Source organism: Neobacillus niacini (assembly GCF_046591715.1).
GTDB lineage: Bacteria > Bacillota > Bacilli > Bacillales > Cytobacillaceae > Neobacillus > Neobacillus niacini_L.
Map to the genome: position 1 here is coordinate 40004 of NZ_JAWVNQ010000002.1, position 12870 is coordinate 52873.

Annotated in this window: 13 protein-coding genes; 8 read left to right on the forward strand and 5 right to left on the reverse strand. The window is 40.3% G+C overall.

The genetic code is table 11. The annotated features are described in order from the left end of the window. The first annotated feature begins 86 nt into the window (after positions 1-86). Positions 87-1508, forward strand: coding sequence for a D-xylose transporter XylE (gene xylE, locus SFC47_RS07620; RefSeq protein WP_411253673.1), 1422 nt, complete (start codon positions 87-89; stop codon positions 1506-1508). A gap of 60 nt (positions 1509-1568) precedes the next feature. Here xylE and SFC47_RS07625 read toward each other — a convergent pair whose 3' ends face one another. Then, on the reverse strand, positions 1569-1760 hold the full coding sequence (locus SFC47_RS07625; RefSeq protein WP_411253674.1) for a hypothetical protein: 192 nt from the start codon (positions 1758-1760) through the stop codon (positions 1569-1571). Between the two features lie 295 nt (positions 1761-2055). On the opposite strand from SFC47_RS07625, the gene SFC47_RS07630 reads away from it, so the two are divergent. Then, on the forward strand, positions 2056-3066 hold the full coding sequence (locus SFC47_RS07630) for a DUF3231 family protein (protein ID WP_411253675.1): 1011 nt from the start codon (positions 2056-2058) through the stop codon (positions 3064-3066). Positions 3067-3227: 161 nt separating this feature from the next. After that, complete coding sequence (locus tag SFC47_RS07635) at positions 3228-3743, forward strand: DoxX family membrane protein (RefSeq protein WP_411253676.1); 516 nt, start codon at positions 3228-3230, stop codon at positions 3741-3743. Between the two features lie 399 nt (positions 3744-4142). Here SFC47_RS07635 and SFC47_RS07640 read toward each other — a convergent pair whose 3' ends face one another. Continuing rightward, positions 4143-4280: a hypothetical protein gene (locus SFC47_RS07640; RefSeq protein ID WP_411253677.1), complete on the reverse strand. Its 138-nt coding sequence runs from the start codon at positions 4278-4280 to the stop codon at positions 4143-4145. A 23-nt stretch (positions 4281-4303) separates the two neighbouring features. Beyond that, positions 4304-4822 carry a hypothetical protein gene (locus SFC47_RS07645; protein WP_411253678.1) on the reverse strand — a complete coding sequence of 173 codons (519 nt, stop codon included), beginning with the start codon at positions 4820-4822 and terminating at the stop codon, positions 4304-4306. A gap of 293 nt (positions 4823-5115) precedes the next feature. On the opposite strand from SFC47_RS07645, the gene SFC47_RS07650 reads away from it, so the two are divergent. Both SFC47_RS07650 and SFC47_RS07655 read left to right on the forward strand, forming a co-directional pair. Then, positions 5116-5772 (forward strand): GGDEF domain-containing protein, encoded by a 657-nt coding sequence (locus SFC47_RS07650; protein ID WP_411253679.1) that lies wholly within the window; start codon positions 5116-5118, stop codon positions 5770-5772. 578 nt (positions 5773-6350) lie between these two features. Continuing rightward, a complete protein-coding gene (locus SFC47_RS07655; RefSeq protein ID WP_411253680.1) occupies positions 6351-6863 on the forward strand; it encodes a DoxX family membrane protein in 513 nt (170 codons plus the stop codon). A gap of 89 nt (positions 6864-6952) precedes the next feature. On the opposite strand, the gene SFC47_RS07660 is transcribed toward SFC47_RS07655, so the two are convergent. Next, positions 6953-8365 carry a LysM peptidoglycan-binding domain-containing protein gene (locus tag SFC47_RS07660; RefSeq protein WP_411253681.1) on the reverse strand — a complete coding sequence of 471 codons (1413 nt, stop codon included), beginning with the start codon at positions 8363-8365 and terminating at the stop codon, positions 6953-6955. A 262-nt stretch (positions 8366-8627) separates the two neighbouring features. On the opposite strand from SFC47_RS07660, the gene SFC47_RS07665 reads away from it, so the two are divergent. The 3 genes from SFC47_RS07665 (at position 8628) to SFC47_RS07675 (ending at position 11134) form a co-directional block, all read left to right on the forward strand. Continuing rightward, positions 8628-9137 carry a DoxX family membrane protein gene (locus SFC47_RS07665; protein WP_411253682.1) on the forward strand — a complete coding sequence of 170 codons (510 nt, stop codon included), beginning with the start codon at positions 8628-8630 and terminating at the stop codon, positions 9135-9137. Between the two features lie 180 nt (positions 9138-9317). After that, positions 9318-10208 (forward strand): hypothetical protein, encoded by an 891-nt coding sequence (locus SFC47_RS07670; protein WP_411253683.1) that lies wholly within the window; start codon positions 9318-9320, stop codon positions 10206-10208. A gap of 2 nt (positions 10209-10210) precedes the next feature. Beyond that, positions 10211-11134 (forward strand): hypothetical protein, encoded by a 924-nt coding sequence (locus SFC47_RS07675; protein WP_411253684.1) that lies wholly within the window; start codon positions 10211-10213, stop codon positions 11132-11134. A gap of 113 nt (positions 11135-11247) precedes the next feature. On the opposite strand, the gene SFC47_RS07680 is transcribed toward SFC47_RS07675, so the two are convergent. After that, positions 11248-12450, reverse strand: coding sequence for a CynX/NimT family MFS transporter (locus SFC47_RS07680; RefSeq protein WP_411253685.1), 1203 nt, complete (start codon positions 12448-12450; stop codon positions 11248-11250). Positions 12451-12870: the final 420 nt, after the last annotated feature.

Genomic DNA, 12870 nt, shown 5'->3' on the forward strand with positions numbered 1-12870 from the left:
GTTCGTTAACTCAAAACCAATTAAAAAGGGGGTATAGAGACAGATACCATAGAAATTGGGACTAGTATCTGTCTTACGAGACTATCATGAAGAAAAATCGAAACTCACTTTATATCTTTTCACTTACACTCGTTGCTGCGATTGGCGGATTACTTTTTGGATATGATACGGCCGTGATATCTGGTGCGGAAAAATCGGTACAATCTTATTTAATTGATAGTTTAGGATTAGGAACCTTAGCACACGGCGCAACGATTTCAAGCGCCTTGATTGGATGTATAATTGGCGGCTTGGTATCGGGATATTTTGCATCGAAATTCGGACGAAAGAATTCGCTAATTGTAGCAGCGGTACTTTTTTTTCTATCCGCTTTAGGGTCGGGGTTTCCTGAGTTTTTATTCTTTACCCAAGGGGAGCCTAGTATGGCTTTGTTGCTGACTTTTAATATCTATCGTATCATCGGAGGTATTGGTGTCGGTTTGGCTTCTGCGATTACGCCTATGTATATAGGTGAAATAGCACCAGCTGATATTCGCGGGAAAATGGTCTCTTTTAATCAGTTTATGATTATTTTTGGAATGCTGGTTGTGTACTTTGTCAACTGGGGCATTGCGAATGGACAGCCTCTGGAATGGATCAATGAAATAGGCTGGAGATATATGTTTGCTTCTGAAGCAATTCCGGCGTTATTGTTTGGTATCCTCTTATTATTTGTACCTGAAACGCCGCGTTACTTAGCGATGAAAAAGGAAGATTCTAAAGCACTTAAGGTTTTAACGAAGATAAATGGCTCCAAAGAAGCCAATTCTATTTTAGCTGAAATTAAACAAACCGTAAGTTTGTCAAACGATACTTCTAGTGGAAATCTCTTTTTATATGGAAAATTGGTTATTGTGATCGGGATCCTGCTTTCTGTATTCCAGCAATTTGTCGGAATCAATGTAGCTTTATACTACGCTCCGCGTATTTTTGAAAGCATGGGAGCGGCAAAGGATGCTTCGATGCTGCAGACAATCGTTATGGGATTAGTCAATGTCATTTTTACCGTTGTTGCTATTTATACAGTAGATAAATGGGGACGTAAGCCTTTATTGATAACGGGTTCCATTGGAATGGCCATTGGGATGTTTGGGGTGGCAGGTCTTGCTTTTAGTAATGTTATTGGTGTGAGTACTTTAGTCTTTATCATTATTTATACAGCTTCCTTTATGATGTCATGGGGACCTATCTGCTGGGTACTAATTTCTGAAATCTTCCCAAATAAAATTCGTGGCCAGGCAGTTGCCATAGCCGTTGCAGCACAATGGGCTGCGAACTACTTCATCTCTGCTACTTATCCAATGATGATGGAATATAGCGGTGGTTTAACGTACGGATTCTATGGTCTAATGAGTGTTCTTTCTGCCCTGTTTGTATGGAAGTGGATTCCAGAAACAAAAGGAAAAACGCTTGAGCAAATGGACAACCTATGGAAAAAAGGTAACATCAGTCAACAGAAAGTATCGTAAGCAGTACGTTATATCGTGAATGAAAAGAGACCAGCTAAAATTTAAGCTGGTCTCTTTCTTTTAAATCAGGCGTTCAATCTTCTCGTTAAAGTATTCATGCATCAGGGAGTCAAGAGTGATCTTTAGATTTACATAATCAGAAGTATTAGGTCCTGCAGAATTGTATAAGTCATTAAGCTTTATCTTTAAATTCATGATGTCATTTAACAGTTTTGTGTTTTCGTTCTGTATAAATTTGTTTGCTTTCATCATGCACCTCGAATAGTAATATACCGGTAGGAGTGGATTCCATTCCCAAAACCCTACCGATAGTAACACAGTTCCTTTGTACTGTGAACACCCATTTAAAAAGTAGAAAAATTGAAAAAAGAGTAAATGATTTTAATATATCTTGCAGGACTCACTATACTCTTTAAACTATGGTTTCGTTCCTGAGAAAGAGAAATAGAAGTTATTTTGTAATAACGTCTAAATTTCGACAAATACCCTAATAGATTTAAGAGGAATTTTGCATAATAACATTATGTGGAATTTTGGGAGGGGTTTTATGGAAAGAAATCTACATGAGGTTTCTTTAACTACGGGAGAGATATCCAATCTTTGGACACAATATATGAACGATTCAATGGCCGATTGTGTCCTTAGTCATGCCATTTTGACTACGCAGGATAAAGAGGTTAAGGATGTGCTGGAATATGCACTAAGTTTATCAAAAGCACATATTGAGAAGATAAAGCATTTTTTTAATCAGGAAAACTTTCCTATTCCAAAGGGTTTTACGGAAGACGACGTAAATCTTAATGCCCCAGGTTTATTTACTGATACATTTATGCTTGTTTATATGTTGATTATGACCATTCATGGTCTGACTGGCTATGCAGGAGCCGTCAGTATTTCTGTACGTGAGGATCAACGAAAATTCTTCAACGAGTGTAATACCGAAGCCATGGAGCTTCATAGTCGAATTGTTGAATTGATGTTGAAAAAGGGGATTTATAGTAAACCTCCGCGTATTAATACGCCGAAGCAGGTTGAATTTGTACATAAACAAAGCTATTTAACTGGCTGGTTCGGGGATAAGAGACCGTTAAATGCGATTGAAATCAGCGGGATCAGTTACAATATGCAAAAAACCGTCGCCAAGGCCGTATTAGAAATTGCCTTTGGTCAGGTCTGTCAGTCCGAGAAGCTGCGAAAATATTTTCAAAGAGGGAAAGAAATTTGCAAAAAGCAATTTGATATAATGAGCAAAATTCTCTCGGAAGAGGATCTCACATCACCACAATCATGGGTATCTGAAATTACCGATTCAACCGTACCACCATATTCAGATAAACTGATGCTGTTTCATATTGTTGTATTGGTTTCTGCCGGAGTTGGATATTTGGGAGCTGCTTTATCGGTTTCCCAAAGAAGAGATTTAGCATTGAAGTACACCTATCTTATGGCTGACATAGGTCGCTATGCCGAAGATGGGGCAGAGCTTTTAATCGAAAATGGCTGGCTTGAGCAGCCGCCGTTAGCGGAAGACCGAAGGAAATTATCCAACAAAAGCTGAACTATTTAGGACATAATAACCAACATCATCAGCTGTTCAACATTCCGTCAAAACATTTCAAACATACTGTGAACTTACCACTATACCTATGTTATTAACTGTCGATTTCCCATATAGTGTAAGTATAAAGAACAAGTAAAATTTGAAAGGCGGAATGCTTTATGTTTAATAAATTTTTAAGAGAAAATAAGATTGCAACAGCTATTCTAACTATCATTCGTTTATATCTCGGCTATGCTTGGTTCACAGCAGGTTTTCATAAAATTACAGATGGTTTCGATGCTTCAGGATATCTAGCTAATGCGGTAGCAAACCCAGTGAAAGGGCCGGATGGCAGCATGGTGTACGGCTGGTATGTTACCTTCCTAGAAAGCTTTGCACTTCCAAACATTGAATTATTCAACTTCATCGTACCTTGGGGCGAAGCATTAATTGGTTTAGGACTTCTATTAGGATGCTTAACAACAGCTGCTATGTTTTTCGGTTTAGTAATGAACTTTAGCTTCTTCTTAGCCGGAACTGTATCTCACAATCCAACTGACATTTTCTTAGGCTTCATCATTTTAGCTGCAGGCTTCAATGCAGGTAAATATGGTTTAGACCGCTGGGTGGTTCCATTCATCCGTAGAACTGCTAAGACATACATCGGTAAAGACAAAGCAAAAGCAGCAGCATAAATAGAGTTACAAAAAAGACGATTCGGTAATCGTCTTCGGATGACACAAGAATTGACGTATGGATACACATACGTCTTTTTCTTTATTTATCAGGGTCTCTAAGATCAAGAGGGTCCGCAATTATCGGTTCGGGAATGGGGTAGGCTTCCGACCTGATAAATAGACGGAAGAATTCCGCTTAATTGGAAATTACTATTGAAAAGGGCGCCAATAGACGGAGAGATTCCGCCTATTTGCTCAAAAAGCGTGAAAAAGATAATGTTTTCTTCGATTAACCGGAAAACCTCCCCTTAAATACCCCAAAAAGAGTTCCTTTTTGTATTTAACCGGAAAACCTCCGCTTATTACACTGGTTATAGATTAGGGCAAGACAACTTAGGGAACGTATTTATAACATATCTAGATTTTCGGGTAGCGCCAAGCACGAGATAATAGAATCTCACGTTCTTTAATGATCGCTACAGCTGCTCCAGGGATGTTATTTTCTTTCATAGATTTTTGGATTATTTTATTAATGTTTTCTAGTAATGTAGACATGGTAATGATGCTCCTTAATAGAGTTATTTCGCTCTTAATCTTTTAATCGCTTTTACCAGCAGGATGGTATAGCCAATCATCAGCCCATATCCAACGACCATTATGAGGAGTGGTACATAACTAGGGGTGTCCGAAGAATCGGTAGACATCCCGGCTAAGAAGAGCGGCATGATTGGCAGCATAAGAGCTGCCGGCCCAGTTCCAATTACCAACACAGCACCAGCCCCAATTACAACCCATGGCCATACTGGCTTTTTTGAGGTGTGTAAATCAGATCCTTTTTTGCTCGGAGTTGGTATTATGCTGGTCTTTTGATGCCCCTTTATGGCAGAAAAAGCCTTCTTTAACCCCCAAAGTGTCACACCGAGAATACCGAGGACAAGTGGAATATATATGAAGGTGAAAAAGCTAATTTCATCAGGTTTCCATATGGGGATCGTAATGGTTAGAAGCATGCCTGGCATCGCTTTTAGTAAAAATAACCCGCCGCCGATTAGAACAAACCATGCCCAGATAGGATATTCCTTTTTTTGATTTTCCATGTAATATTCTCCTAGAACTTTTTTACTATTATTATATGATTTTTAATATAAAAAGGGAAATTTTAGGTGGGTGACGCTCAACTTTTTATCGACAGATTTTTCTCAAGAGACTGGATAAGAGTCCTTTGTTCAAAAGGGTTGTGGTTGTTTTAATCAAACGATTGGTTAGGAAGAAATCAGTCGTATTTTGCCGAATTTCTGACTATTACCAATGTTATTACTAAATTAACCATTATATATAGTAAAATTAATTTGTAAACCATATTAAGCTACTAAATGAGGATGTTGATAACGTGAAATATAAAGGCAGAATCATTACTTTTTTAATAGTTTTATTCATTAATCTGCTATATACATCTTATTATTTTATAAGAGATGGGTATATTGGCTGGATTGAATATATAGGATGCCCCATTTTGCTGATGCTTGCTTGGTGGTTTGGAAAGCAATACGATAAGGCAAGATATTATTCTGAGAAGGATCCGTTAACGGGAATTTATAACAGAAGATATGTTGAGACTGCATTTGCAACTATTAAACCAAGGGTAGAACAAAATGGCCAGAGCGGTGCAGTTCTGCTCCTAGACGTAAATGACTTTAAATTGGTCAATGACCACTTGGGACATAAATTGGGAGACGAGTATTTAATTATGATCACGAATCAGTTGAAAAGAAGCGTAAGGAAAACAGATATAGTAGCCCGCTGGGGCGGAGATGAATTCCTCATTCTATCACCCGATATTAAAAGAAAGGTAGATTTGGATAAAATGATAGAGAGAATTCATCAAAATTTGAACCAGCTCTCCTTTCATGATGTGAAAATAAGTGTATCAATAGGCTCAGCTCTCTTTCCTAAGTATGGCAAGGAACTTGACGAGCTCTTAAAAGTGGCCGATCAAAATATGTATCAATTAAAATCACAAAAAAAGCTAAGAGACACCCTGGGCTAGGGGGCGTCTCTTAGCTTTTTTTTGTTAGGTTGGGCGAATACTTGCGGATGGCGAGGAATACTTGCGGATGGGTGGAAAATACTTGCGGATGGGCGGAGAATACTTGCGGATGGGCGGAGAATACTTGCGGATGGCGGGCAAATACTCGCGGATGACAGAAAACACTCTCGGATGGCCGAGAATACTCTCGGATAGCGGGAGAATACTCTCGGATAGCGGGAGAATACTCTCGGATAGCGGGAGAATACTCTCGGATAGCGGGAGAATACTCTCGGATAGCGGGAGAATACTCTCGGATAGCGGGAGAATACTCTCGGATAACGGAGAATACTCTCGGATAGCGGAAAACACTCTCGTATGGCGGAAAACACTCTCGGATAGCGAGAAATTACTCTCGTATGGCAGAAAACACTCTCGTACACCCACCAGTAATCCATACAGCATAAATGCTGTTCAACATTCCGTCATAACATTTCAAACAAACTGTGAACTTACCACTATACCTATGTTATAAACTGTTGCAACGTACTATAGTGTAAATATAAAGAACAACCAAATATTGAAAGGCGGAATGACTTATGTTTAACAACTTTTTAAGAGAAAATAAAATCTCAGCAGCAATCTTAACTATTATTCGTTTATACCTTGGCTACGCATGGTTCACAGCTGGTTTTCATAAAATTACAGGAGGCTTTGATGCTTCTGGATTCCTTAAAGGAGCCATCGCAAAACCGGTAACCGGTCCAGACGGCAATATGGTTTACGGCTGGTACGTTAACTTCCTAGAAAGCTTTGCACTGCCAAACATCGATGTCTTCAACTTCATCATCCCTTGGGGCGAAACGTTAGTTGGTTTAGGACTTATGCTTGGATGTTTAACAACAGCGGCTATGTTCTTCGGCTTAGTAATGAACTTCAGCTTCTTCTTAGCCGGAACTGTATCTCATAACCCAACAGACATCTTTTTAGGCTTCATCATCTTAGCTGCAGGCTTCAATGCTGGAAAATATGGCTTAGACCGCTGGGTGGTTCCATTCATACGTAAGACAATCGGCAAGAAATCTACGAACAACGTGAAAGCAGCTGCATAATCCGCAGCACACTAAAAGACGATTCGCTCCCCCTCGAATCGTCTTTTTTTTTTTGCTTTAACCATTTTCTTAAATAGTGAGGCTCTAGTTTAACTTAACTTTCTAATATTAAAATTGTCTCTTAATAAAGTCCAATTTGATGGATAAGGATATCCTAATGCCCAGTAACTAATCCCGCGCAGGTTGAATTCTTTGGCCAAGTCGAATTTCGCTTGGGCGCTTCGCGCGTCTTCAAACCATACTTCATGACTCCGTCCCTGCTCATCGACATAACGGAAAAATGGTGATTGGGTAAGGGTGTCATATTGTATCGCGGCTCCGTATTTTACAGCACGAGCAACTGCTTCCTGCGTACTAAAGGTTTCAGCTTCTTGACCTTGAACATGGGGAAGGAGCCAATCCCGGGCATAAATTTGAAACCCTAAGAATATTTTTTCTGCTGGCATCACGGATCGCGCATATTCCACAACACGTCTCATTTGGTTAATAGGAGAGATTGCCTGCGGCGGACCTAGCCGATATCCCCACTCATAGGTCATAAGCACAACAAAGTCTGCAATCCGCCCATGTGCCTCATAATCATGTGCCTCATATAACAACCCCGCTTGAGTCGCACTCACTTTCGGAGCCACTGCGGTTGAAACGAAATAGCCTCTTGGATGAAGCCGGTCAACCGTCAGCTGAAGAAATTGATTGTAATTCACCCTGTCAGCCGGTAATACATTTTCAAAGTCAATGTTTACTCCTTGATATCCCTTCTCTTCCATAATCCGATGCATATTCGTGATGACTCTATCTCGTAATTCTGGGCTCGCCAAAATGGTATGAGCTAGATTGGAACCGGCTGCCGTTGAGGTAAAGTTGGTAATCGACATCATCGGTACGACGTTTTCTTCTATCGCGGCTTGAATCATTAAATCATCGCGAACAGGCTGCAATTCGCCGTTCTCATTAATTAGATAAGCAAAGGGACTTGCATACGTAAGATAGTCACCGAGATCATGGATGGTCTCAGCACCTTGCGCATCCGCTTGATAGGAATAGGCATTTACTTCAATCGTTGGTTTTTTCACTGGAATTCTTAGTTGTAAACCCGGGTAAATAAGGTTTGGATTTTGGATTTGGTTCTCGCTAATCAGAGCTTGAACACTAACTCCGTATCTGTTAGCCACTTGCCATAATGTTTCCCCCGGCTGAATGACGTGAATTCTTGATGGGATCAAAAGGCGGGTTCCAGGATATAAAACATTGGGATTGGTGATTTGATTTGCTTGGATAATTGCATTAATGGTCACATTATATCGTTGTGAAATGGACCATAACGTTTCACCGCTTTTTATAACATGCCGCGTACCTAGTACCGGTATAACTAACGACTGACCAACCACCAGTTGATTTGGGTTTTGCAGGCCGTTTCCTTCAATAATTCCATTCATACTTACATTATAAGTATTGGCAATTTGCCAAAGTGTTTCTCCGCTCCGGACCACATGTATTAGCAAACGAACGCCTCCCACTTTTCTATGAATAATGTACTATATGTAGGTGTGGAATATTGTGACATCTGTCTAGACATTTTTCGTTCATGATGTTTGATTATCAATAGTCCGCCTGTCAAAAATACTGCTAATCTGCCGTGTTCAACATTCCGTCATATCATTTTGAACACATTGTGAAATTGTTCACATTGTTATGTTTTAAACGGTAAAAACGAGTATAGTATAAGTATAAAGAACAAATAAATTTTGAAAGGCGGAATGACTTATGTTTAACAATTTTCTTAGGGAAAATAAAGTCTCTGCAGCTATCTTAACTATTATTCGTTTATACCTCGGCTACGCATGGTTCACAGCAGGTTTTCATAAAATCACAGGCGGCTTTGATGCTTCTGGATTCTTAAAAGGAGCCATCGCAAAACCAGTAACTGGTCCAGATGGCAAAATGGTTTACACCTGGTACGTCAACTTCCTAGAAAGCTTTGCATTGCCAAACATCGATGTCTTCAACTTTATCATCCCATGGGGCGAGACATTAGTTGGTTTAGGACTTATGCTTGGATGTTTAACAACAGCTGCCATGTTCTTCGGCTTAGTAATGAACTTCAGCTTCTTCTTAGCAGGAACTGTATCTCATAACCCAACTGATATTTTCTTAGGCTTCATCATCTTAAGCGCTGGATACAACGCAGGCAGATACGGCTTAGACCACTGGGTAGTACCATTCATTCGTAAAACAACAAAGACACATTCTGAAAAAAATAAAGCAGCAGCCTAACTAGTAGGTACAAAAAGACGATTCGTTCCCCCCGAATCGTCTTTTTGTATGTTAAAAATTACCCAAATTGTTGCGGGGATTGGGTGAAAAGAATGGTTTATTAAGAAAAACGACAAAAAATGACGGTTTAACTCGAATATTGTCCATGAACGTAACGTTTCATTGAAAGGGGGTGAAATAGTGCACTTCCGCCAATTTCTTATATTCGCTCTAATGGTTAGTGCGGCGATGTTTTTTCCAGACAATGCTTTTGCTGAGAAAAATGAACTTCGTTCCCAAAAGGGACAAGCTAATTCTTCTATACCGGATCATGCTTCAGTATCCGAACCTGCAGAAGAACCAGTATCAGAACCGGCTTCAGGACCAGAACCTGAAACAATCCCAGCTCAGGCAAAGATGGAAGAGGCGAAATCGCTGAATAAGTCAATTCCTGAACATGCACGTGACAATCAAGCACAAGCTAAACAGCAGTCAGCCCCAAATATTCCAAATCAGGCCGCGATGGAAAAACAACTTCCAGTGCAGGCAAATGGAAACGGAAAGTCTGAGGTTAAGAAGGCTGAAAAGGTTGTTCAGGGCAATGGGCCCAAACAAAAAGAGGCTGTCCAAGCAAAACCAACAGTAGAAAAATTGAATCCTAAAAATTATATCCAGGATAAAGGTAAAGTTGAAAAGGCAGATAATCCTGTCGTTTTGCGCGGAGAAGATATAGACAGAAAGGCATCAGAATCCGTTGAGCAGGAGCCGCAGAAAGCTCCTGTACAAAAGGAAAAGATACCTAAAGTGAACCAAACACTGAACCAAACACAGAGAAGCAGCAGTTCAGGGGGTCAATCAAATGATCGGGTCAATCATGGAATAAATAATTTAAGCTTGCTGGATAAATGGTTTGAATGGGATAGACACTACTTTGAAAACAAACTCGTCCAGCCGTATCTTTCCCGGCTGGCATTGATGAATACTCAATGGGTGAATGCTCCGCCATCGAAGCCGCCTGAAGAATGCTCCTTTATTAACCAATGTTACCCGCAGTATATGCCACGGATCATGATAATAAAAGGAGCGAATTAAAAATGAAACATTACTTAAACCCTAATAAAGTTACTAAATCTTTTGTACTTGCTGGAGCATTATCGTTTGGAATTTTTGCTGGAGGTCAGTTTACTGAAGCTGCAGGACCAGATCACGCAAAGGCTGAAAAAACAGTTCAAGTGAAACAATCAGGTAACGGAAATGCTAATGCTAATGCTAAACCAGTTGTTCCGGCTGCACCAGCTGTACAGGCAAAGGATGAAGCTAAGCCTCAAAAAGAAAAAGCAAGTAAGTCGCAGGCGAGCGTCCATGCAAGCGAAAATGCAAAAATGCATGCAGCACCAAATTCAGCTGTTCATGGAAAGGGAGAAAAAGCTGAAGATGTAGTTGTAGAAGAGGAAGTAACAGAAACAACACCTAAGTTGGAACAAGAAGCTGAAGTTACAACAGATGAAACGGTTGTCGATACAAAAACAGATTCTGAAGAAGAAACTGTAGACGTTAATAACGATGTTGCTGCAAAAACGGAAGATGAAGATGACGATGCAAAAGAAGAAAATGAAGATACAGATTCTGACTCTGACTCAGTGATCCGTATTGAAGAAGATGATGAGGACGAAGATTCCAAAAACATCGAATTTGAAAAAGACGCAATTGTAAAAACGAAAGATGACGAAGAAGATGAAGATGTTGAAGAAGAGGAAAAAGTAAACCCATCTGCAGCAAACAAAGCAAAGTCACAAGCTAGTGTAAAAGCAAGCGATAATGCAAAAGCACATGCAGCAGACAATTCAGCTGTTCTTGCAGAAGCAGAAGCAGTAGGAGTTGCTGAAGACGTACCGGCTGAAGATACTGAAGCCGCTGAAACTTCCGAAGAAACTGCTGTTGTAGAAACTGAAGTCGAAACGGAAGAAGTTGCAGCAACAAAAGAAGACGGTGTTGCTACGATTGATTTAAAAAATTAATATGTATTCAATAAGAAACCGAGGGATATTTCCTTCGGTTTTTTTCAAGAAGAAATATCTAAAAAGCAAAAAATGCTTGGAGCCGCACACTCCAAGCATTTTCTCTGTCCAATTTACACATACCGATTCCGTCCGGATAACATTCCAAATATGATGACAACAACAGAAACCAAAATAAGAGTAATGATCGGAATGGTCCACGAATGTGCTAAATCAAATAAATAGCCAATAATCAATGGACCGACTGCCGCTAGGAGATAGCCTGTTGATTGTGCCATCCCGGATAACGCTGCGGCCTGGTTTGCATTTCGAGCGCGAAGTCCGATAAAAGTAAGCGCTAAGGGGAAACTTCCTCCCAAGGCTAATCCAATCAAGACAATACTTATGATTAAAATTGGATAGGATGTGCCTAAGAGTAATCCGCTATAACCGCCAACGGCGAACATTCCTAATATGAATCCAATCCATACCTGCGACTTAGCACGTCCTGCAAGGACAGGAATGAAGAAACTTGCGGGTAATCCAACCAGCTGGGTAAAAGAAAGCATCCATCCCGCTGTCCCCATGCTGATTCCATGGCTATGCAGGATCTCAGGAAGCCAAGAAATCGTTACATAAAATAAAAAGGACTGGAAACCCATAAAAATCGCGATTTGCCAGGCAAGGGGAGTACGCCATAGTTTATTATGGCCGGCATCTTGCTTCCTTTGAATGACTCTGGAATCTTTTCCGTTACTTTTTCGAAGAAACACCCACACGACGATGGCCACAACTACTGGGATCGCCCAGACGATTTGAGCTCCCTGCCAGCCTAGGTGCAAATCCATTGCCAAAGGAATGCTGACTCCTGAAGCAAGGGAAGCAATTAATCCCATTGAGGTGGAATAAACACTTGTCATTAAGCCGAATTTCTCTGGAAACTTATCCTTCACAACCGCTGGTAACAAAACATTTCCAATCGCGATTCCTAACCCGGCCAAAAGAGTCCCGGCGAAAAGGAAAAAGGTCAGTGGAATCGAGCGTATTGAAATACCGATTAAAAGGGATGTTAATCCAATAATCAAAGTCATTTCATTGGTTAAACGATCTGCTATTTTAGGAACAAGTGGAGACATAACAGCGAACACCACTAAAGGTAAACTCATCAATAAACCTGCACTCCAATGTGCAAGCCCAACATCCTCTTGGATTAACCCGACTAACGGCCCAAGAGAAGTGATGGCTGGACGCAGGTTAAAGGCTACGAGGACAATCCCGATAATAAAAAAATATAAATAGGTTGATTTAGCATTTGCTTTTGACTCTAATAATTCCAAGAAAAGTACCTTCTTTCTCTTAAACAAACTTTCTAAAGTATAGCACAATTATTGGAAGAGAGGCTGAAAGAGGGATTCTAATTCCCTCTGATTGAGGAATAAATCTCCCGAAATTGCAGTTATTCAATCAAAACCAGCAAAGTAAAAAATAGACGGAGATTTTCCGGGTAAATCTAAAATGGAGCTCATTTCGAGGGATTTAAGCGGAGGTTTTCCGGCTATTCAATGCAAAATCGTCCATTTTCGTGCCTTTTGAGTCAGTAGGCGGAATCTCTCCGTCTATTCGAGTCCCTTTTATTAAATTTGCTAATTAAGCGGAATTTCTCCGTCTAATAGCCCGGGCACTAACCTGACTCCACAACCAACAGGTAACCCTCTTGATAAATAAAGAAAAGGACGTATGCCATATCCATACGTCCA

Excerpts from the sequence above, each read along its gene's own strand:
- xylE (WP_411253673.1), top strand. The coding sequence starts at position 87 with ATGAAGAAAAATCGAAACTCACTTTATATCTTTTCACTTACACTCGTT.
- SFC47_RS07640 (WP_411253677.1), bottom strand. The coding sequence starts at position 4,280 with ATGTCTACATTACTAGAAAACATTAATAAAATAATCCAAAAATCTATG.
- SFC47_RS07675 (WP_411253684.1), top strand. The coding sequence starts at position 10,211 with ATGAAACATTACTTAAACCCTAATAAAGTTACTAAATCTTTTGTACTT.
- SFC47_RS07635 (WP_411253676.1), top strand. The coding sequence starts at position 3,228 with ATGTTTAATAAATTTTTAAGAGAAAATAAGATTGCAACAGCTATTCTA.
- SFC47_RS07630 (WP_411253675.1), top strand. The coding sequence starts at position 2,056 with ATGGAAAGAAATCTACATGAGGTTTCTTTAACTACGGGAGAGATATCC.
- SFC47_RS07625 (WP_411253674.1), bottom strand. The coding sequence starts at position 1,760 with ATGATGAAAGCAAACAAATTTATACAGAACGAAAACACAAAACTGTTA.
- SFC47_RS07655 (WP_411253680.1), top strand. The coding sequence starts at position 6,351 with ATGTTTAACAACTTTTTAAGAGAAAATAAAATCTCAGCAGCAATCTTA.
- SFC47_RS07665 (WP_411253682.1), top strand. The coding sequence starts at position 8,628 with ATGTTTAACAATTTTCTTAGGGAAAATAAAGTCTCTGCAGCTATCTTA.
- SFC47_RS07645 (WP_411253678.1), bottom strand. The coding sequence starts at position 4,822 with ATGGAAAATCAAAAAAAGGAATATCCTATCTGGGCATGGTTTGTTCTA.